At 28.8% G+C, this 22,028-nt stretch carries 23 protein-coding genes; 11 read left to right on the top strand and 12 right to left on the bottom strand.

What is annotated here, in order from left to right; translation table 11 throughout:
* Positions 1-14: 14 nt before the first annotated feature.
* The 7 genes from rplI to CQA69_RS00200 all read left to right on the top strand — a co-directional run bounded on the left by rplI (position 15) and on the right by CQA69_RS00200 (position 7,522).
* The gene (gene rplI / locus CQA69_RS00165) at positions 15-458 is read left to right on the top strand and encodes a 50S ribosomal protein L9 (RefSeq protein WP_137619821.1); all 444 of its coding nucleotides are present in this window, start codon (positions 15-17) and stop codon (positions 456-458) included.
* On the top strand, positions 458-1,000 hold the full coding sequence (gene hslV, locus CQA69_RS00170) for an ATP-dependent protease subunit HslV (RefSeq protein WP_137619822.1): 543 nt from the start codon (positions 458-460) through the stop codon (positions 998-1,000). The genes rplI and hslV overlap by 1 nt, the downstream gene beginning before the upstream one ends.
* Positions 997-2,316, top strand: a complete 1,320-nt coding sequence (gene hslU / locus CQA69_RS00175; protein ID WP_137619823.1) for an ATP-dependent protease ATPase subunit HslU — start codon at positions 997-999, stop codon at positions 2,314-2,316. Before hslV ends, hslU begins: the two co-directional genes overlap by 4 nt.
* Entirely contained in the window at positions 2,313-3,188 is an 876-nt protein-coding gene (era, locus tag CQA69_RS00180; protein ID WP_137619824.1) for a GTPase Era, read from the top strand. The genes hslU and era overlap by 4 nt, the downstream gene beginning before the upstream one ends.
* A 132-nt stretch (positions 3,189-3,320) precedes the next feature.
* Positions 3,321-4,256, top strand: a complete 936-nt coding sequence (locus tag CQA69_RS00185) for a hypothetical protein (RefSeq protein WP_137619825.1) — start codon at positions 3,321-3,323, stop codon at positions 4,254-4,256.
* Complete coding sequence (locus tag CQA69_RS00190) at positions 4,249-4,803, top strand: hypothetical protein (RefSeq protein ID WP_137619826.1); 555 nt, start codon at positions 4,249-4,251, stop codon at positions 4,801-4,803. The genes CQA69_RS00185 and CQA69_RS00190 overlap by 8 nt, the downstream gene beginning before the upstream one ends.
* Positions 4,804-5,731: 928 nt before the next feature.
* Complete coding sequence (locus tag CQA69_RS00200) at positions 5,732-7,522, top strand: aminopeptidase P family protein (protein ID WP_137619827.1); 1,791 nt, start codon at positions 5,732-5,734, stop codon at positions 7,520-7,522.
* A gap of 228 nt (positions 7,523-7,750) precedes the next feature.
* On the opposite strand, the gene mrdA is transcribed toward CQA69_RS00200, so the two are convergent.
* The 12 genes from mrdA to CQA69_RS00260 all read right to left on the bottom strand — a co-directional run bounded on the left by mrdA (position 7,751) and on the right by CQA69_RS00260 (position 18,500).
* Positions 7,751-9,553: a penicillin-binding protein 2 gene (mrdA, locus tag CQA69_RS00205; RefSeq protein ID WP_137619828.1), complete on the bottom strand. Its 1,803-nt coding sequence runs from the start codon at positions 9,551-9,553 to the stop codon at positions 7,751-7,753.
* On the bottom strand, positions 9,553-10,035 hold the full coding sequence (locus CQA69_RS00210) for a hypothetical protein (protein WP_137619829.1): 483 nt from the start codon (positions 10,033-10,035) through the stop codon (positions 9,553-9,555). Before CQA69_RS00210 ends, mrdA begins: the two co-directional genes overlap by 1 nt.
* Before the next feature lie 4 nt (positions 10,036-10,039).
* Positions 10,040-10,630 carry a ribosome biogenesis GTP-binding protein YihA/YsxC gene (yihA, locus tag CQA69_RS00215; RefSeq protein ID WP_137619830.1) on the bottom strand — a complete coding sequence of 197 codons (591 nt, stop codon included), beginning with the start codon at positions 10,628-10,630 and terminating at the stop codon, positions 10,040-10,042.
* On the bottom strand, positions 10,620-11,087 hold the full coding sequence (locus tag CQA69_RS00220; protein WP_137619831.1) for an LptA/OstA family protein: 468 nt from the start codon (positions 11,085-11,087) through the stop codon (positions 10,620-10,622). Before CQA69_RS00220 ends, yihA begins: the two co-directional genes overlap by 11 nt.
* Positions 11,069-11,584, bottom strand: a complete 516-nt coding sequence (locus CQA69_RS00225) for a hypothetical protein (RefSeq protein ID WP_137619832.1) — start codon at positions 11,582-11,584, stop codon at positions 11,069-11,071. The genes CQA69_RS00220 and CQA69_RS00225 overlap by 19 nt, the downstream gene beginning before the upstream one ends.
* Complete coding sequence (locus CQA69_RS00230; RefSeq protein WP_137619833.1) at positions 11,575-12,063, bottom strand: HAD-IIIA family hydrolase; 489 nt, start codon at positions 12,061-12,063, stop codon at positions 11,575-11,577. Before CQA69_RS00230 ends, CQA69_RS00225 begins: the two co-directional genes overlap by 10 nt.
* 1 nt (position 12,064) lies before the next feature.
* Positions 12,065-12,907: a septal ring lytic transglycosylase RlpA family protein gene (locus CQA69_RS00235; RefSeq protein WP_137619834.1), complete on the bottom strand. Its 843-nt coding sequence runs from the start codon at positions 12,905-12,907 to the stop codon at positions 12,065-12,067.
* Complete coding sequence (locus tag CQA69_RS00240) at positions 12,846-13,985, bottom strand: lytic transglycosylase domain-containing protein (RefSeq protein WP_137619835.1); 1,140 nt, start codon at positions 13,983-13,985, stop codon at positions 12,846-12,848. Before CQA69_RS00240 ends, CQA69_RS00235 begins: the two co-directional genes overlap by 62 nt.
* On the bottom strand, positions 13,982-14,800 hold the full coding sequence (locus CQA69_RS00245; RefSeq protein ID WP_137619836.1) for a TatD family hydrolase: 819 nt from the start codon (positions 14,798-14,800) through the stop codon (positions 13,982-13,984). The genes CQA69_RS00240 and CQA69_RS00245 overlap by 4 nt, the downstream gene beginning before the upstream one ends.
* The gene (gene cbrR, locus CQA69_RS00250) at positions 14,791-16,035 is read right to left on the bottom strand and encodes a bile resistance response regulator CbrR (protein WP_137619837.1); all 1,245 of its coding nucleotides are present in this window, start codon (positions 16,033-16,035) and stop codon (positions 14,791-14,793) included. Before cbrR ends, CQA69_RS00245 begins: the two co-directional genes overlap by 10 nt.
* A gap of 87 nt (positions 16,036-16,122) precedes the next feature.
* Positions 16,123-17,640, bottom strand: coding sequence for a DNA repair protein RecN (locus CQA69_RS00255; protein WP_137619838.1), 1,518 nt, complete (start codon positions 17,638-17,640; stop codon positions 16,123-16,125).
* Positions 17,640-18,500, bottom strand: a complete 861-nt coding sequence (locus CQA69_RS00260; RefSeq protein ID WP_137619839.1) for an NAD(+) kinase — start codon at positions 18,498-18,500, stop codon at positions 17,640-17,642. Before CQA69_RS00260 ends, CQA69_RS00255 begins: the two co-directional genes overlap by 1 nt.
* Before the next feature lie 85 nt (positions 18,501-18,585).
* Between CQA69_RS00260 and aspS the strand changes: the two genes are divergently transcribed.
* From aspS to msrA, 4 genes are read left to right on the top strand one after another with little or no spacing between them, the layout of a single operon-like run.
* A complete protein-coding gene (gene aspS / locus CQA69_RS00265; protein WP_137619840.1) occupies positions 18,586-20,340 on the top strand; it encodes an aspartate--tRNA ligase in 1,755 nt (584 codons plus the stop codon).
* Positions 20,337-20,912 carry an adenylate kinase gene (locus CQA69_RS00270; protein WP_137619841.1) on the top strand — a complete coding sequence of 192 codons (576 nt, stop codon included), beginning with the start codon at positions 20,337-20,339 and terminating at the stop codon, positions 20,910-20,912. The genes aspS and CQA69_RS00270 overlap by 4 nt, the downstream gene beginning before the upstream one ends.
* Positions 20,913-20,922: 10 nt before the next feature.
* A complete protein-coding gene (ppa, locus tag CQA69_RS00275) occupies positions 20,923-21,441 on the top strand; it encodes an inorganic diphosphatase (RefSeq protein ID WP_137619842.1) in 519 nt (172 codons plus the stop codon).
* A gap of 48 nt (positions 21,442-21,489) precedes the next feature.
* Complete coding sequence (gene msrA, locus CQA69_RS00280) at positions 21,490-21,981, top strand: peptide-methionine (S)-S-oxide reductase MsrA (protein ID WP_137619843.1); 492 nt, start codon at positions 21,490-21,492, stop codon at positions 21,979-21,981.
* The last annotated feature ends 47 nt before the right edge of the window (positions 21,982-22,028 follow it).

Here is a 22,028-nt window from a genome sequence, read left to right on the forward strand (position 1 = left end):
CTAAGGAAACAAAAATGAAAATATTATTAATTAAAGATGTTAAAGGACTTGGAAAGGCTGGAGAAATTAAAGAAGTTAAAGATGGATATGGACAAAATTTTTTAATCGGAAAAGGACTAGCTAAAGCTGCTACAACAGAAGTTTTAAGAAAATATGAAAGTGATAAGAAAAAAGAGGCTGAAAATTTACGCTTTGAAATTGCAAATTTAGAAAAGCTAAAAGAAGAGCTTAGTAAAATCACTCTTGAAATTTTTAAACCTGTTGGAGCCAATGGCAATTTATTTGGTGGGGTTACAAAAGATGAAATCGCTCATACGCTTAAAGAGCAAAAAAATATAGAGCTTGATAAAAAAAGTTTAGAGTGCGACACCTTAAAAAGTCTTGGAATTCACGAAATCAGTGTAAAATTAGGTCATGCAATTCATGCAAAATTTAAAATTGATATAAAGGCAGAATAATGTTTCACGCAACTACAATTTTAGCCTATAAAGGTAAAAATAAATCCGTAATTGGAGGAGATGGACAAGTTAGTTTTGGAAATACGGTTTTAAAAGGCAACGCGGTTAAAATTAGAAAACTTAACAATGGTAAAGTTTTAGCAGGTTTTGCGGGAAGTACAGCAGATGCTTTTAATCTTTTTGATATGTTTGAAAATTTATTACAAAGTTCTAAAGGCGATCTTTTAAAGGCTGCTATAGATTTTTCCAAAGAATGGAGAAAAGATAAATATTTAAGAAAACTCGAAGCCATGATGCTAGTACTTGATAGAAATCATATTTTTTTACTCTCAGGAACTGGCGATGTGGTAGAACCTGAAGATGGAGAAATCGCAGCTATAGGAAGTGGAGGAAATTATGCACTTTCAGCTGCAAGAGCTCTAGCAAAACACGCTTCCTTAGATGAAGAAGAACTTGTAAAATCAAGCTTACAAATTGCGGGAGAAATTTGCATTTATACTAACACAAACATAAAAACCTATACAATAGAGGATGAAAAATGAACTTAACTCCAAAAGAAATAGTCAAATTTTTAGATGATTATGTTATCGGTCAAAAAAAAGCTAAAAAAATCATCGCTATAGCCTTGAGAAATCGTTACAGAAGAATGCAATTAAGCCCAGAACTTCAAGATGATATTATGCCAAAAAATATTTTAATGATAGGATCAACTGGAGTTGGTAAAACTGAGATTGCAAGAAGACTTGCAAAAATGATGGGTTTTCCTTTTATAAAAATTGAAGCTAGCAAATACACCGAAGTGGGTTTTGTGGGGCGTGATGTAGAGAGTATGGTAAGAGATTTAGCCAATGCGGCTTTAAACTTAGTCAAGAATGAGCAAAAAGAAAAAAATAAAGATAAAATCGATGAATTTATTGAAAATAAAATTTTAGAAAAACTCTTGCCACCTTTACCAAAAGGCATTAGCGATGAAAAACAAGAAGAATACAAAAATAGCCTTGAAAAAATGAGAACCAAACTTAGAAATGGGGATTTAGATGAAAGCAATATAGAAATAGAAATTTCACAAAGTATGTTCGATACTAATCCTAATTTACCTCCTGAAATGGGGGCAATGCAAGACATTGTTAAGGTTATTGGTGTGGGCAGCAAAAAAGTCAAAAAAGAAATGAAAATTAAAGATGCTAAAAATGCTTTAAGAAACGAAGCTGGAGATAAAATTTTAGATCAAGAAAGTATCAAAAGTGAAGCTTTAAAAAGAGCAGAAAATGAAGGGATTGTTTTTATAGATGAGATCGATAAAATAGCCGTTTCAAGCGGAAATTCGAACCGACAAGATCCAAGTAAAGAAGGAGTACAAAGAGATTTATTGCCAATCGTTGAGGGATCTAGCGTTCAAACTAAAATCGGAACCCTAAAAACCGATCATATACTTTTTATCGCTGCAGGTGCTTTTCATTTAAGTAAACCAAGTGATTTAATTCCAGAACTTCAAGGACGTTTTCCTTTAAGAGTTGAACTTGATAGTTTAGATGATAAAGCTCTTTATGAAATTTTAACCCGTCCTAAAAATTCACTTTTAAAACAATACACCGAACTTTTAAAAACTGAAAAATTAGAACTTGAATTTGACGATGAAGCCATAAAAGAAATTGCAAAAATAGCTTCTAAAGCAAATGAAGAAATGCAAGATATAGGCGCAAGACGCTTGCATACTGTGATAGAAAAACTTCTTGAAGACTTAAGTTTTGAGGCTGATGAATACGCGGGTAAGAAATTTATCGTTGATAAAAAAATGGTCGAAGAAAAACTTGGAGATATTATAGAAAATAAAGATTTAGCTAGGTATATTTTGTGAAAAGTGGCTTTGTTAGCATCATAGGAAGAACCAATGCCGGAAAAAGTGCTTTGGTTAATTCCTTGCTTGAAGAAAAAATCACTCTAGTTTCTCATAAACAAAATGCTACAAGGCGAAAAATCAAAGCCATAGTGATGCATGAAAAAGATCAAATTATTTTTATTGACACCCCTGGTTTACATAAAAGCAGCGCAACCTTAAATCAAATGTTAGTTGAAAGCGCCATAAAAGCCATGGGAGATTGCGATTTGATTTTATTTGTGGCAAGCGTATTTGATGATTTAAAAAATTATGAAGAATTTTTAACATTAAAGCCAAAGGTTCCTCATATTATCGTTTTAAACAAAGTTGATTTAACCGATAATGCTACTCTTTTAAAAAAACTTAACGATTATGCTAAATTTAGCGATCATTTTAAAGCTATCATCCCTTATTCTTGCAAAAAAAAGACCTATAAAAAACTATTGCTTGATGAAATTGTAAAATATTTAGATGAGCACGAATATTTTTATGATCCTGATTTTTTAACTCCAAGTAGCCAAAAAGAACTTTACAGGGATTTCATACTTGAAAGCATTTATGAAAATCTAAGCGAAGAATTACCCTACTCTAGCGAAGTTATAGTCACTAAAGCCAAAGAAAAATCGAACTTAATCATTATAGATGCTCAAATCATTACAGACACTCATTCACATAAAGCTATGTTAATAGGTAAAGATGGAATAACTATAAAACGAATAGGTAAAGATGCTAGAAAAAAAATCTCTCAATTAGCTCAAAATAAAATTCTTTTAAATCTTTATGTTATAGTGAAAAAAAATTGGCAAAAAGATGAAGATTTTTTGAAAAAAAATTTAAACTATGAAGAATAAAATTGAAATTGTAAATTTTGAAAAACTCGTTTATATCCAAAAAAATGGTAAATTTGAAGAAGATATACTCTTTCAAGAAGCAATCAAAGAATGTGACATAAAAAATCTCCTTTTGATTATCAAATAGCTTTCTTGAAAGAGAATGAAATTTATCATTGTTTTTTAACTTCGGTTGAAAATTTACCTAAAAGCCAATTTTGCTTTCCAGAACCATTGATTTTTAAACCTTTATTTAAAAATAATTTGATCAAAGAAGATAATTTTTGCTTTTTAGAAATTCATTTAAATGAAGTGTATTTGTGCTTTTATGAACAAGATAAATTTAAAGCTTTTAAAAAATTTAAATATGAAAAAACTTTAGAATTATTTTTAGAAAAAACACACATATTAGAACTTTTAAAACACTATGAAAGTGAAATTATAATCAGTTTTAAAAATAGTGATTTAATAAAAGAATTAGAAAAAAATGGAGCTATTTGTAAAATTTTCATACAGAATAAAAATACGCTTGCAAAATTAAGCATACCGCTTTTAGATAAAAATGCAAACTTTATCAAAACAATTAAAAAACAATTTCCTTTATATTTGAAACTAATTTTCTTATTTTTCTTAGTCTTTTTAAGTTTAAGTGGAATTTTAATTTTTGTTAATTTTTTAAATTATCAAGAGAATAAAAACTTGCAAACTCAAAATAAAAATTCTCAAGATAAGCTTTACAAACTAGAAAAAGAAAAAAATATAATCTTAGAAAAAAAACTCAAAGACTTAAATTTAACTCTTTATAATAAAAAAATACTTCTTGATCAAAATTTTAACCAACTGAGTGAAATTGTAAAAAATTTCAAACCAAACAAAGATAAAACTTTGATTTTAAAAAATATCTTTACTTGGCTCAATCAAAATTCCTTAGGAATTTCTAGCTTAAAACTAAAAGATTACAACATCATCATACAATTTAATAATCAAGAAAATTATCAAAATGCTCTTACAAATTTAAAAACCGATTTTAAGCTTATATCCAAAAACGATGCACTGTATCAAATTATTTTAGAGTTAATCCATGGATAAAATAGAATTTTTTTTAGAAAATTTAAATCTAAGAGAAAAAGTTCTCATTGCCATAATTGTAGTATTATTGGCTGTATTTTTAGCTTTTAAAGCAGATCATTTGTTTTCAAATCTCTTTTTTAATCAAGATATTTTCATTGATAATATCAATACAGAAAAAGAACAACTTGACAATAAAAATTTAGAACAAAAAATACAAAAACTAAATCAAGAACTGCAACAAATTCAAAATCAAATACTAATATATAAACAATATTTAAACTCTTTTCGAAAAGAAAATAATCAATACTTAAATAATATCAATCTACTTGCATCTAAAAATAAAATTAACATCAAAAATATTACCCAAACAGTAAATACTCAAAAAAATCAATTAAACAAATATGAACTATTTCTTGAAGCTTATGGAAACTTTAACGAGCTAATGTCTTTTATAAAAGTTTTGGAAAATTCGGATTTTTATTATCAATTAAATACGATTGAAATACAAAATATAAATACTTTAAATCTAGAATTAAGTCTTGACATTTCTTTTTTAACTCTATAAAAAAGTAACAAATTTATACGAACAGTAAAAAATATTACAAAAATATATAAATTTTAATTCTCCTAATATAAGGAATCTAAAACCTTTTTAGTCGAACTTTATATGAAAGATTTTCTTTTTATAAAATTCATCCTTTATTCTTATCTTTTTATGATAGCAAATTTAGAAAAAATAGTACAAATTTAAAAACTGAAGAAGCAAATGTAATTATACTGCTTCACTAAGTAAGCGGACTTACAAATAGCTACTTGAGTCAGAAAAAAGCTATTTTAATTGGTTGCTTTAACGATAAGCTTTTAGACTTTTATTAACATTTTCTTATTTTGGTTAGTATATAAGTACCAATACACTTTTTTATTTTTTGCCGAAAAAATGACATATAAGACCATATTCTATGATTTAGAGGTTTATTTGTTATACTTTTTACATCTATAAGTACTTTTGGATTTATTGTAAAAAATAATCAAAGAAATCTCATCCATTGTTAAATTTACACAAGTACTTTTTAGTACAGGTTTGGTATTTTAAAACCCTAGCTTCGAATTATGTAATCAAATTTAAATGGTTGGGCCGACACCTTGCAAGCAACTCTAAAAATTAATTTTAGTTTTACCTCTTGATGATGACCTTATAAGTAGTTTTTCGCTTCCCATCTTAAGAGGAACTTTGTCTTTCACCTGTAATGCTTTCTATAATGACAAAGATTACACTTAGCTTATCAAATCTTAAGTTATAGCTCTGGGATTTATAGTAAGTACTTTTTAGCAATACTTTAGCCAGATTTATTGGTGAGTCAAGTAAAGAAAATATAGCTTATTTGCCAAATTTATTTTTAGAATGTATGTGGATATTACTTGGCGCTGCTATAATTTTATTTATACTTAAAAAACCCATCAATAAGATGTTAAAAAACTAATAAAGGAAAAAAATGAATATTTACAAACAAAGAGTATCAGAACTTAGAACTTTAATGCAAAAAAATAACATAGACGCTTATTTGATTTTAAGTGCAGATCCACATTTAAGCGAATATTTACCAGAGTATTATAAAAATAGAATTTTTATAAGTGGTTTTACAGGATCTGTTGGAACAGTGCTTATAACACAAGATGAAGCCTTTTTATGGGTAGATGGAAGATACTGGCTTCAAGCAGATAAAGAATTGCAAGGTAGTGGAATAGTTTTACAAAAACAAGATGTCAAAAATACCTTTACTAAATGGTTAGAAAAAAATTTAAATACAAATCAAATTTTAGGTGTTGATTTTGCGCTTTGTCCTTTATCTTTAAAAAAGGATTTGCAAAAAACTTGCAAAGCTAGTTTGAAACATATTGACTTAATCACTCCACTTTGGCATGATCGCCCTGCTTTACCAAAGGAAAGAATTTACGAACACGAAGCTCATTATTGCTCTTATTCAAGAGAGGAAAAACTAAAATTGGTGCGCCAAAAAATGAAAAATTTAAATGCAAACACTCACTTGATTTCTAGTCTTGACGATATAGCTTGGCTTACAAATTTAAGAGGTAATGATGTAGATTATAATCCTGTATTTCTAAGTCATCTACTTATACTAGAAGACAAAGCTTTGCTTTTTGTTGATTCTTTAAAAATTGACTCTGAACTTGAAAAAAAACTAAATTTAGATGGAATTTGGCTTAAAAATTATGATGAAATTATTACAGATCTTAAAAAACTTCAAAATACAAATTTACTTATTGAGCCTTTAAAAATGACTGCTCTTTTTATTGACTCTTTAGATAAAAGTGTAAAGATTATTGAAGAAATTAATCCAAGTACGCATTTAAAAGCAGCTAAAAATGCTAAAGAGATAGCTCACATACAAGATGCTATGATAGAAGATGGGGTGGCTTTGTGCAAATTATTTGCTTGGCTTGAAGAGGCAATAGAAAATAATGAATCAATAAGTGAATTAGATATAGACACTAAAGTTAGCGAATTTAGAGCACAAAGCGAGTATTATTTAAACGATAGTTTTGCAACCATTGCAGGTTTTAATGCAAATGCTGCATATCCACACTATAAAGCTACAAAAGAAAGTTTTGCCTACCTTGAAAAAGATGGGCTTTTACTTATTGACTCTGGCGGACAATACAAAAATGGCACAACAGATATTACACGTGTTGTACCTATAGGAAAACCAAATGAAGAACAAATTCATGATTATACTTTGGTTTTAAAGGCACATATTGCTATTTCAAGCGTGATTTTTCCAAAAGATATAGCTATGCCTTTGCTTGATTCTATTACACGTGCACCTCTATGGCAAGAACAATTAGATTATATACATGGTACAGGGCACGGTGTGGGATATTTTTTAAATGTGCATGAAGGACCGCAAGTGCTTTCTTATTTTTCTCCTGTACTTGAAAAAACAAAAGCGAAGGAAGGAATGTTAACCTCTATAGAACCAGGTATTTATAAAGTAAATAAATGGGGTATAAGGCTTGAAAACTTAGTTATTCACACTAAAGTAGAAAATCCTAAAAATACTGATTTTGGAGAATTTTTATATTTTAAAACCGTTACTCTTTGTCCTTTTGAAATATCTTGTATTGATACAAATTTACTAGACAAAAAAGAAAAAACTTGGTTAAATAATTATCATAAAGAAGTTTTTGAAAAACTTTCTCCTAAGTTAAAAGATCACCCAAAAGCCTTAGCTTGGCTTGAAAAAAGAACAAAAGCTATCTCCTAAATAAGAGATAGCTTTTTAAATAATATAAACATAATTATTTTCTGACACGCTTTAGATGTTTAAATATCAGTTACGTTAAAAAAGATCTCTATAATTTATAATTTTGTATATTTTTTACTCCCTTATAAGTCTTATTTCTATAATAATTACATTTTTAAAGTTTTATTGGCTTAAATATTGCATTATAGAAAAATTCCTAGTTTTTTAATAAAACATATAGTTATAAAATCATTTAAAATATCCTAGACTAATCATTTTTTGATAAATTTTTGCACTCACTTCTCCAGAAGTAGTACTTCTTCCTCCATGCTCAAGCAAAACAGTAACAACATAGCGTGGCTTTGAATAAGGCGCATAAGAAGTAAGCCAAGCGTGAGATCTCGTATAATATTGCATTTGTTTTTCGTCAACTCTACTTCTATCTGATTGAGAAAATCCTACAACTTGTGCTGTTCCTGTTTTGGCTGCGACTTTTACGTCAAGATTATGCAAATAGCGATAAGCGGTTCCTCCTTGCTCATTTGCTACAGCATACATAGCATCTCTTATATAGGGAAGTTGGCTTTTCTCAAACAAAGTAAAAATTTGTTCATTACCCTGTAATTTATTTTCTACAATAGTATGATTATTTTCTACACTTTTTAAAAAATGCGGCAATACTTCTTCTCCTTTTGCAATTTGAGCTGTATATCTTGCAATTTGCATAGGAGTAGCTAAAAAATTTCCTTGTCCTATGGCAGTATTTAAAGTGTCTCCTTGAAACCAGTTTTGTTTATATTTTTGCATTTTCCATTCTCTACTTGGCAAGACCCCAACAAACTCGTTTGGTAAATCAACTCCTGTTTTAGTGCCAAAACCAATTCGTGATAAAGTTTGACTGATTTGATTAATGCCAGCTTTCAAACTTCCATCATAAAAATATATATCACAACTTGCTTTTATAGCATGTTTTAAGTCTATATCTCCATGTCCTGATCTATTCCAACATCGGAACAATCTTCCCCCAAGCTCTACGCTACCTCCGCAAAAAAATTGTGTAGAAGGTGTAATTTTCCCAGAATTTAAAAAACCTAAAGCAACTCCCATTTTAACAACAGAACCAGGAGGATAATATCCATTGATCAATTTATTGGTAAAAGGATGATCAAGATTATTAGAAAGCTCATCCCAATCTTTAAAAGAAATTCCAGTTACAAAAGGATTGAGATCGTATTCCGGAAAACTCCCAGCTGCCAAAATAGATCCATCATTAATATCCATAATAATAGCAGCACCGGCATTATTTTCAAAAATGCTTGTTAGAAAACTTTGCAATTCCATATCAATAGTTAGTTGTATATTATTTGAAATTGGAGAAGAATAAGAAATTTGCGCTACTTCCTGATTTAAAGCATTTGCTTTATAAACTCTCGTTCCCTTTACTCCTTGCAAGACATCATTATAATAACGCTCTATCCCACTTTTTCCAATATAATTTGTAAGTTTAGCAATCTCATTTTCTCTAACATCTTGCAAATTAGCCTTACCTACATAACCTATGATATGAGAGGCTAATTTTCCAAAAGGATATTTTCTTTGTACAGCAGGATCTATACGTATGTTTTTATTTAAATTTAATTCAGAATAATGTTTCATCATTTCTTCTGCAGGGATAAAATCCACAATTTGAATAAAATCTTGATTATAGTAAGAATCATTTCGTTTATAAGTTCTAGATAGTTTTGTAGTATTTAAATCTGGGAATAAATTTTGCAATTGATTCAATTCTTTTTCTAAAATTTTAATACCAGATTTTTTAAGACTTAAATAGGGTTTAATAGATATACTAAACCCTAGATCATTTATAGCCAAAAGAGTTCCATTACGATCAAATATTTGACCACGAATAGGAGCTAATATTTGTGTTTTAATTGCATTTTGTTTAGCAAGCTCCTCATAATAGACATTAGATTTTATACTCAAATAATATAAACGACTCAATAAAAAAATAAAAAATAAAAATATAAACCCAATAATTAAACGCATACGCATTAAATTTTACCTTTAAAAAATATATAAGCTAAAACACTTTCAATCGCAATTGATATTAAATAACTAAAACTTAAAATTTTAATACTTTCATTATCCATATAAGAAAAAATAAAATCCAAAAGAAAAATAAAAAAATAAGCACAAAGAACAAGAGCAACTGGGATAAATTTTCCTAATTTTAAACTTGTTTTAACCCAATCTGCGCAAATATAATAAAAAAGAGCAAATGCAAGCCAGGATGAAAATATAAAAAAATTATAAGTTATATCTGTAAAACATAAAAAAAATAAAGAAAAATACCATCTAAAATCAAGTTTATTAAAAGTTTTTTGACTTTGCTCTAAAAGAAAAAACATATAACAAAAAAATATTCCATAAAGTAATGGGGTATATATAAACACAGACCCTAGAATTTGATATATAACATAAAAAAATCCTAAAAATATATATCCACCATTAATACTTACTCTATGATTTTTCATTGTCTTATAAGCCTAAAACTTGTTTTATTATTTCGCTTTCTAACTCTTCAAATCCAATTTTATTTAAATTAGACACCAAAATAGCTTCTTTAAAATTATTTTTAAGTTTGGTTTTTTCACTTTGATTTAACTTATCACATTTTGTAAAAACTTTTATTATTTTTTGATCAGGTCTTAAAAAACCTTTCAAATAATTATCTAAATACTGATCGAGCTCTAAACTAGTGTGCCTTGAATCAATCAAATGGATAAAAAGTTTTATTGAAGTTCTTAATTTTAAAAATTCATCTAAATAAATATTCCATTCTTCTTTTACATTTTTTGAAACCTTGGCATAACCAAAACCAGGCAAATCTATAAAGTGAATATTAAATTTTTCTTTATCTTTTTCACACAAAACTTCAAAAAAATTAATCAATTGAGTTTTTCCAGGGGTAGATGAACTCTTAGCAAGATTTTTTTGTTTGCATAAAGAATTGATTAAAGAACTCTTTCCAACATTTGAACGTCCTAAAAAAACTACTTCGCTAATATTTGAACTAAAATCTTTATCAAATTTTTTTAAAGAAGTAACAAATTTTGCACTAATTATCATCTTGCTTTAGGTCAAAAACAAAACGAGCAGGCTTTTTATCTTTGCTCTGAACTTGATAAATATTTTTCTTTTTATCGACAATGATTCTATCTCCATAAAGTTTTTGATTACTCTTAAGTTCGCTTATGTAAGCATTTCCGTTAATCTCATAAACATCGTTGGTTACATTATAAATGAATTTATCTCCCTTGCCTTGATAAATTTTTCCTTTTAGACTAATTTTAAAACTAGCATTTTGCATGGCTTCATAACGCACTGGCTTTCGATTTTTATCTGTATAGATAATTAACTTTTCAGCATTTAAAATATCATCTCCTCGCTTAACTTCTACATTGCCAGTTAATATGCTTTCTCCTTTATTTTCATCTGAATAAAAATTTAAAGCCTTAACTTCAATTTTTGTTGCCAAAGATACACTAATACAAAAGAATAATAAAATTATTTTTCTTGCAACCATGCATCTACTCCTTGAATCCTTAAAATTTTATTCTTTATATCATATTGTAAGCTTTTTCCGTTAATAATATTTTCATTGATAAAACCATTAAACCCAGTATTGGTACTCAAAATTTTGCTTTTTGGTTCATATTCTATTTCATCGGCAATGAATTTAATATTGTTTAATCCTAAATATGTAACATTTCCTTCAAACTTTATTTTATCTATATCTTGACCTAAAAGCACTAATTTATCTGCGCTTAAATTAAAATCTAAATTAAAATTTGTAAAATGATCAAATTCATCTTTATTGGTATATCGTATCCAAGAATTGGCTTTATAGTAAGACTTAATAGCTGTTTGATTGATATCATAAGCTTTTAAATGGTTTGCCTCAATATTTTTGAAATTTAAAGAGTAAGATTTAATATCTAAAGAATAAGGGTCTTGTAGTGATAAAACTATAAAAGTAATTGCAAAAAGAGCGATAAGAATACCGAAAATTTTTATAGCCAAATTTGATTCCAATCTTCTTGCATATTATTTTTTTTCACAATATATTCTATCATTTCTGCTACTGCGGCTTCTCCGCCTTTATACTCGAGAATTACATCAACTTTTAGATCTTTATGAGCGTCTTTTGGCTTAAAACTAAGCCCAACATTTTCAAGTAAATTTTTATCATTAAAATAATCTCCAATGGCGGCACATTGAGAGAAATCAAGATTTAACTTGTGTAAAATTTCTTTTGCACAAGTTAATTTATCTTTCACTCCTTGAAATAAAAGATCTATTTTTAAATCTTTAGATCTTTTATCCACGCAAGGGCAATTCCTGCCTGTAATAATAGCAACCTTTTTGCCAAGTTTTATCCAAGCTTCAATTGCTGCTCCATCTTTTACGTTAAATTCTTTGATAAAATTTCCTTCCGAGGTGTAGATGATTTTTCCATCAGTTAAGCAACCATCTACATCTAAAAAAATTAATTCTATCATTTTACTCTCTTACTATAAAAGCTCCTGCAAATGCTCCACTTGCAGCAAAATCCCGTGCTTCTTCTTCACTTCTAAAACCAGTTAAAAAAACGCGATTTAAGCCATCTACTGTGCTAGTGCGTATAGTAGAAGAATAAGTTCTGTAAGTTTTATATCTTGATGCTATAGTTTTTGCTCCTTCTGGATTTTTAAAAGCACCAATTTGAACCATAAAATTTCCACCTTCATAAATTTGGCCATTATTTGAAATTTCTCCACCGCTACCATAATCTACATTAGAATGCACAATATCATTACTACTAGAATTCGAAGAACCAAAACCTATTACTTCAAGTCTAACTGGTGCTGTTCCAGTACGAACCATATCTATCTGTTTTGCAGCTGCATTCGATAGATCGATGATACGATTATCCACAAAAGGTCCACGATCGTTTACCCGAACAGTTGTTTGACGATTGTTATTTAAGTTTGTTACTCTTAAAATAGTATTCATAGGTAGAGTTTTATGAGCGGCAGTAAATGCATTTTGATCATAAATTTCACCATTTGAAGTTTTTTTGCCATGAAATCCAGGACCATACCAACTAGCGATACCATCTGCAGTTTCTCCAACAGAAACAACAGTCGGATAATAAGTTTTTCCATTAATAGTATAAGGCTTCATAGTCCCCTTACCGCCTGAAGAACTAGGATCACTCCTAAAATCATTGCTTGGATAATAAACCTGAGTATTGTTACTAGATTCAGACAATAAACCGCTTACTCCGCATCCCGTAAAAATACTAATTACGGACAAGATTGGAATAATTTTTAGAATTGCTTTGAGCTGTTTTAATGTTTGCATTTTTTTTCTCCTTTATTGGTATTAAAATTTTTTGATTTATGCTTAAATGATTTTTATAAATACGATTTAACTCCCGAATACTATCTATAGTTGTATTATGTTTTCTTGCAATCTTATATAAAGAATCTCCTGCTTTAACAATATAAATTTTAGTCATAGGTATAGTCGTATCAACTTTTGTAAGCTTTTTTACTTCAAAATGTTCATTGAAAAAAGCCACTTTGTTTAGGGGAATATACATATAATAACCCTTTCCTGGAGGGGTAAAGTTATGCTTAAAATGAGGATTATATTTTTTAAAAGTGGCAAGATCGATATTTAAAATTCTAGCTATATCTTTTAATGATACAGAAGATGGAGTATCAACCTTAATAAAATCATTGCTTAAAGTGTAATTTACCAAAGACGCACTTTTTTCAATTAAAAAATCTCTATCATTGGCTAAAAAAGCAAGAGTTAAAATTTTACGTAAAAAATTACGAGTTTCCAAAGAAAGATATCTTTTATCAGAATCAAGTAAAATATTTAAATCATCGCTTCCAGCTTGCTTAATAGCTTGACGTAATTTTCCATTACCACAATTATAAGCTAAAATTGCCAAATACCATTTTCCAAATTCTGCTTTTAATTCCTTTAAATAATTAACCGCTGCATAAGTCGATTTTACAGGGTCACGCCTTTCATCAACATAAGCATCGATTCTAAGTCCTAAATTTTTAGCTGTAGGTCTCATGAATTGCCAAATTCCTACAGCTTTAGCATTAGAAACGCTATTTACTTTTAAACCAGACTCTACCATAGCTAAATATAAAATTTCTTCAGGAACTTCCTGATCTGCTAAAATTTTTCTTATCATAGGAGTAATTTTTGAAAATTCTTGTATACCGTCAATTAAAGTTTTAGTATGTTTAGATTTTATATCTTGTTGGCTTTGAACAAAAACCAAACTACTGATAAAATTTGATTCTATATCTAAATCTCTTAAAATTTTTATTTGTTTTTCATAAAACTCAGGAGAATTAACTTGTGAAAAAAGAAAATTAAAAGTTAAAAAAATAAAAAATAATATCTTTTTCATAAACAACCTTGAAAAAATAATTTTTTAGAATTATCTAAGCAAATTTTCAAAAGCTCTTCTCTTGATAGATCTAAAATCTCACTCATCTTATTTGCTATCAACTGAGTTAATAAGGGTTCGTTTCTTTTTCCGCGATAGGGTTCTGGTGTCAAATAAGGAGCATCTGTTTCAATCAATAATTTATCTTTAGGAATTTTAGGTAAAATTTCTACTAATTTTTTAGCATTTTTAAAGGTTAAAATTCCACCGATTCCAAAATAAAAACCTTCATCGCTAAGACGAAGTAAATGTTCGCTTGCATTAAAACAATGCAAAACCCCGCCAAAAAGTTCTTTGGAATATTGATGTAAAATTTCATAGGTATCGTTATTTGCTTCTCGCGTATGAATAATCACAGGCTTTTTAAATTCTTTAGCTAATTCAAGCTGAATTTTAAAAAAATGTTTTTGAAGGTTCTTTTGATGTTCGATTTCTTGCAAATCACTGCTTTGAAAACGAAAATAATCCAATCCACACTCACCTACAGCAACACATTTTTCTTGTTTTAAATATTCTCTTAAAATATTCTCATCAAAATTTTCAAGCTCACAAGGATGTACTCCTGCTGCAAAATATACCTGATTATATTTTCTTGCTAACTCTGCAGCATAAGGTAAATCTTTAATGTGTGCCCCAGGAATAATTATTTTTTCAATACCATTATTAAAAGAATGTTTTAAAAGCTCATCCAAATCTTCTTTAAAAACATCGCTGTCTATATGACAGTGAGTATCGACTATCTTTAGACCATCTTTAAATTCAAGATTTAAGAACATACTTCCACTCGGTCTTTGCCATTAGATTTTGCTTGTGTGAGAGCACTTGTAGCTTTTTCAACTAAAACATCAAGTTTATCTTTATTTTTACCAAAAACAACACCTATAGAAACGGTGAAAAATACTTCGTCTAAATTCACCAAAATACCAACTTTTTTTATATTAACACGAATACGAGATAAGATTTTTACTACTTTTTCATTAGAAATATTTTTAAGCAAAATACAAATTTTTTCAGGACTAAATCTACCTACAATATCTCTACCCTTAACCTCATTAACAATCTCGTTGGCACAAATTTTAATAATTTCATCTCCTACACTATGACCATATTTTTCATTTAAAATTTTCAAATCATCAATATCTAGAAAAGCTAAAGCAAATTCCTCTTCTTTAATCATAATTTCATTTAAATAGTTTTCAACTGAATCCATTAATGCTTCATAGTTTTTAACCCCAGATACCGGATCAAGATTATTATAAGTATTTAAAAATTTCATATTATCCATATAAACCAAGCATCGATCTAAACGGCAATTAAAACTTTCTTTTTTAATTGGTTTAATAAGATATTCATTAACGCCGTTTTTAAATAAATCAGATTCTAAAATATCATTTTTTTCACCTAAAAGTATTACACCTAGCTCATCTTCACTATAGCGAGCTCTAATTTCATTTAAAAGCTCACTTCCACTAATGACTGGCATATTAACATCGGCTATAACCAAACGAACATCACTATTATCGTTAAGATAACTCATAGCCTCTTCCCCGTGTGCAGCTGCTAAAACTTTAAAATGTCTTTGGGTTAGAATTTTTTTAATTTCATTACGCTCAGGAAGTTTGCTTAAAGCTAAAATTATTTTAGTTTCAGAATAACGCTCAAGTTTTGATATAGACTCTATAATTTCATCGATACAAGTCTCGCTTTCTTTAAAAATATATTCTAATATATCTTTTTCTATAAATTTATCTCTTACAGCTTTATCATTATTTGCAGTTAAAACTGTAACGGGCATTTTTTTTTCTAGAAGATAATCCACCACCTCTCCATTTGGAGCATCGGTTAGATATAATTCCGCAAAAACTAAACAATATTCGCTACTTGATAATTCTTTTACTTCTGCATAACTAAAAACAGTATCAACTTCATAATTCAAAGCAGTTTGAATTTTCTTAGCTAAAAGCTTTGCAAGCATTTTATTATGATCAACAATTAAAACTTTTTTACTCATAGAATATAAACGCCTTCTTAATTATTTTTTTGAAAGTACTTAAAGAAATCAATTATAATATAAATAAATAAAAAATTCGCTTAAATCTTAAATTAAAGTTTTGGCAAATTCTAAAGCCTCATCACTTATTTTTTCTCCACTTACCATTCTAGCAAGCTCCTTGATTCTCTCTTCTTGACTCAGTTTTCTAACAAAACTTTCATCACCATTTTTTTCAACTAAGAAATGATTATGTGCTTTTGAAGAAAGTTGTGGCAAATGTGAAATAGTAAAAATTTGATAAAAATTTGAAAGTTCATCTAAAACCTTTGCTATACTCATTGCCTCTTTTCCGCTTAAATTCGCATCAATTTCATCTAAAAATAATATACCCTTGCCTTGATTTAAAATTTTACACTCTGTAGCAACAAACGCAAGCCTTAAACGATTAAGCTCTCCTGAGCTCAAATTTTTTAAGTTAGAAAAATTTATATTTAAAATAATCTCATCTTTGCCCGTAGAAGATATTGCCTTGTTTTCATCAAGACTTAAAATCGCATCCTCCATATAAAGATTTTTAAGATAGCTATTTAAACAATTTTGCAATTTTTCTAAATTATTCCTTCTTGTTTGGCTTAAAACTATAGCATTTTGATCTATTGTGCATTTTATATTTTCAATTTTTTTTTCAAGTTCTTTTTTTTCAAAACTTAAATTTTCATAATGCCCAAGTTCTTTTTTTCTCTGTTTTAAAGTCTGCAATGCATTTTCTATACTTTCATAACGTTTAATCAAATAAGATAAATCTTCGATTCGATCAAGCACCCCTTCAATATCAAACTCGAAATCTTCCATTTTTTCATTTTCGGCTATCAAACGCAATTCATTCAAGCATTCACTAAAAAAAGTTGGATCTTTATCGCTAAGATTTAAAGCATCTATTACAGCTTTTTCGAATTCAAAAATTACACTTGCTTTTTCCCAAGCTTCTTGTAATTTATCTTTTTTTGAAAGCTTTTTTTTAAGCTCTAAAAGTTCCTCATACTCACCTACTTTTGGATTAATACTTTCGATTTTTTCAATTTGCATTTTGGCAATTTCTTTTAATTCTTCAACTCTTTTTTCTTCTTCTAAAATTTGATTTAATTCAGAAGAAATCTGAGTATAACTTTCGAAATCTTTTTTAAATCCATCTAAAAATTCTTTGAATTTAGGATTGTTTTGCATTTCTAAGGTGTCTAAAAGTTTTAAAAATTTTTCGTTACTGAATTCATTATTTTCTTTAGCACCTAAATATTTAACAAAACCTTTGCTTAAATTTTGCAAACTTTTTTTAGCTATATTTTGATTATTGATAAAATATTTTGTATTTTTTTCCTTTAAAAGCTTAAAAATATTTTCCTCTTCGCCTTCTATTCCATAATCTTCTAAATTCAATTCATCATCAAGTTCTAATTCCACAACCTTCGCTTCACTTTCACTTAAAGCAAAAGCAGATAGAATTCCTTTAAAAAGTATGGATTTTCCAGCTCCACTAAGTCCTGTAAAAACCGTAAGTCCTTTTGAAATTTCAAGTTTTGCTTCTTTAAAACCTAAGTTTTCTTTTATAAAGACTTTACTTATCATCAATTTCCCCAATTTAATTTTTCTTTTAAAATTTGAAAATAATCACGATCTTTTGGACGTATTAAAGAAACACTTTTCTGACTTAAACCTATTTTTATATTTTCAAAATCATCCATTTTATAATTTTCTTGTCCATCTATGCAAAAAATACAATCTTTTGCTCTTATCTCCAATTCAAATCCTTTTGGGAGCACAACAGGACGCTGGGTTAAAGAATGAGAACAAATTGGAGTGAGTATAAAAACTTGTGCTAAAGTATAAACTATAGGACCATTAGCACTTAAATTATAAGCTGTTGATCCCGCGGGTGTTGCAACAACCAATCCATCTCCAAAATATTCATTAAATTTCTTACCTTGATGATAAACTTCAATATGTGCCATAGAAACTTGATTGTTGCTTTTTATCATTATATCGTTAAAAGCATAATTTTGTATTTTTTGACCATTTTTTTGTTTCAAATTAATACTTAATAAAAAAGGATTTTCTATTTTAAAATCACCATAAAAAAAAGATTGAAAAAATTCTTCAGCCTGTTCTACTTTCAAATCGGTCAAAAAACCTAAATTTCCAGCATAAATTCCTAAAATAGCTTTATTATATTTACAAGCCTTTCGACATAAAGAAATTAAAGTTCCATCGCCACCTAAAGAGATAATAAAATCAGATACTTGAAATAATTCATCAAGATTATATTTTGGCAACTTTAAAATTTTAGAACTTTCTTTAAAAAGCAAAAGTTCAATATTATATTTTTTTAAAATATCTTTTAAAACCAAAATTTCATTATCCAAATTCGAATTTGGTCGTGCTACAAGTCCGACTTTTTTTATATTTTCGTGATCTATCTTTTTTTGCATAAAAAAATTATAACAAAACTTAGCTAAGCAAAAGAATAAAAATACTATAATTTTAAAATAATTATTTTAATTTCAAGGAAAAAAATTGCGTAGTCATTACAATACAGACTTAGGAATTTCCAATATTGGAGAAACGGTTAAACTCTGTGGCTGGGTTAATAGCTACCGCGATCACGGAGGAGTCATTTTTATAGATTTAAGAGATCGTAGCGGTATCATACAACTTGTTTGCGATCCAAACGATAGCAAAGAGTCTCACGAGATTGCCTCTCGCGCAAGAAATGAATTTGTTCTCATTGCAGAAGGCAAAATCCGCCCTCGCGGTGAAGGACTTATCAATCCTAAATTAAAAACAGGTGAAATTGAAGTTATTGTTAGCAAACTCATTATAGAAAACGAAAGTGCCGTTCCTCCTTTTGCTATAGCAGATGAAAGTGTCAATGAGGAGTTAAGATTAAAATATAGATTTTTAGATTTACGAAATCCTAAACTTTATGAAAATTTTGCTTTACGCTCAAAAGCGTGTATAGCGGCTAGGAATTCTCTAGCTAATATGGGTTTTTTAGAAGTTGAAACTCCGATTTTAACCAAAGCAACCCCAGAGGGTGCAAGAGATTACCTTGTTCCTTCTAGAGTTCATCAAGGTGAATTCTACGCCTTACCACAAAGTCCACAACTTTTTAAACAACTTTTGATGTGCAGTGGCTTTGATCGTTATTTTCAAATTGCAAAATGTTTTAGAGATGAAGATCTAAGAGCGGATCGCCAACCAGAATTTACGCAAATTGACGTTGAGATGAGTTTTTGCGAACAAAAAGATGTTATGATGGTTGCAGAAACTTTTTTAAAAGATATCTTTAAAGCTTGTGGAAAAGAAATAACAACACCTTTTCGTATTATGCAATACAAAGAAGCAATGGAAGTTTACGGAAGTGATAAACCTGATTTAAGATTTGACTTAAAGCTCATTGATGTAATTGATATCTTTGCAAAATCAAATAATGAAATTTTTGCAAATATTGCAAAAGATACAAAGAAAAATCGCATCAAAGCCTTACGTGTCCCAAAAGGAGATACTATTTTTTCTAAAAGACAAATGCAAAGATTTGAAGAATTTGTTCGAAAATTTGGAGCACAAGGTTTAGCTTTTATACAAGTTAAAGAAGATGGACTTAAAGGGCCACTTTGTAAATTTTTTGATGAAGTTGATTTAAAAGAACTCAGCAAGCGTTGTGAATTAGAAATTGGAGATGTTGTTTTCTTTGGCGCAGGAGTTAAAAAAACCGTGCTTGATTATATGGGGAGATTTAGAATCTTTTTAGCAGAAGAACTAAAACTTATTGATCCAAATGTTTTAGAATTTCTTTGGGTTGTTGATTTTCCTATGTTTGAGCAAAATGATGACGGAAGCTATTCAGCAATGCATCATCCTTTTACTATGCCAAAAAATATCGAAGCTGACGATTTAGAAGAAATTTCTTCTATTGCTTATGACGTTGTTTTAAATGGAGTAGAATTGGGCGGTGGAAGTATTAGAATCCATAAAAATGATATCCAGCAAAAAGTATTTAAATTGCTTAATATTAACGAAGAACAACAAAAAGAAAAATTTGGCTTTTTACTTGATGCTTTAAGTTTTGGAGCACCACCACATGGAGGTATAGCTATAGGACTTGATCGCCTTATTATGCTAGTGACAGGTGCAAATAGTATAAGAGAGGTGATAGCTTTTCCAAAAACTCAAAGAGCACAATGCTTGATGACAGATGCACCATCAGCTCCTAACAATGAAGCTTTAAGAGAATTAGGAATCAAATTAAGGGAGAAAATTACAAAATGAAAGAATTATTTTTAATTATAGGCGCACCCGGAAGCGGAAAAACAACAGATGCAAGCTTGATCGCAAGATCAGATATTAGCATTACTCATTATTCTACAGGAGATCTTTTACGAGAAGAAGTTGCTAAGGGAAGTGAGCTTGGAAAAACAATCGATAGTTTTATTTCAAAAGGAAATTTAGTACCTTTAGATGTAGTCATAAATACAATAGTTACAGCACTCAAAAATGCTCCAACTCAAACAATTATCATTGATGGCTATCCAAGAAGTGTCGAGCAGATGATGGAATTTGATAAAGTTCTTAGCGAACAAAATGAAATAGAACTTAAAGGCGTTATAGAAGTAAGGGTAAGTGAGCAAATTGCTAAAGATAGAGTTCTAGGAAGAAATCGTGGAGCAGATGATAATGAAGAAGTTTTTTATAATAGAATGAAAGTTTATACTGAACCTTTAAATGAAATTATTGACTTTTATCAAAAGAAAAAACTTCATTTTATAATTGATGGCGAACGCACAATAGAACCTATCGTAGCCGATATGAAAGAATTAATCAAAAAAATTCAAGCTATATAAAAGGAAAAAAATGGATTTAAGTAAAATTAAAATTGGGGACATTCCAAATAAAATCAATGCTGTTATTGAAATTCCTTATGGATCAAATATCAAATATGAAATTGACAAAGATAGCGGTGCTATTATGGTTGATCGTGTAATGGCTAGTGCAATGTTTTATCCTGCAAATTATGGTTTTATCGCAAATACTTTAGCAGATGATGGCGATCCTGTAGATATTTTAGTATTAAATGAATATCCTATTCAAGCTGGAGCTGTTATTCCTTGTCGTTTAATTGGCGTTTTGATTATGGAAGATGAAAGCGGAATGGATGAAAAGCTTTTGGCCGTACCTCACTCAAAAATCGACGCAAGATATGACAATATCAAATCTTACACTGATTTGCCACAAGCAACTCTAAATAAAATTAAAAACTTTTTCGAAACTTATAAAATTCTTGAACCAAATAAATGGGTAAAAGTTCAAGATTTTAAAGATGAAAAAAAGGCTATCGAAATTCTTGAAAAAGCGATTAAAAACTATAAATAGCTTTATTAGCCTTTCAAAAGGCTAAATATTTATTTTGGAAATTAATTTATGAAAAGTATTATTTTAGGCGGAGGCTGTTTCTGGTGCACGCAAGCTGTATTTGAGCAAGTGGAAGGCATCATACAAAGTGAAGTTGGATACACAGGAGGACCTGAAAATCCAACTTATGAAAGTGTTTGTGCGGGAGATGGAAATATCGAAGTTGTTAAATTAGATTATAATGATGCAAAAATTTCTCTTTTGGAAATTTTAGATATTTTCTTTAAAATCCACGATCCAACTTCTATAGATAAACAGGGGGCTGATGTAGGTATACAATATCGTTCGGCAATTTTTTATCAAGATGATATGGATAAAAAAATTATTGATAATTTTATAACAAACAAACAAGATAATTATTCTTCACCTATAGTAACTTGTATTTATAAATTAAATCGATACTATCCTGCAGAATCTTATCATCAAAATTATTTCACAAAAAATCCAAATCAAGCTTACTGCAAATTTGTTATCGCTCCAAAACTAAAAAATATAAAATAATTAAAAATTATCCGATTAAGTTTTTAAAAAAATACACTTTATTCACA

Source organism: Campylobacter estrildidarum (assembly GCF_005406205.1).
GTDB lineage: Bacteria > Campylobacterota > Campylobacteria > Campylobacterales > Campylobacteraceae > Campylobacter_D > Campylobacter_D estrildidarum.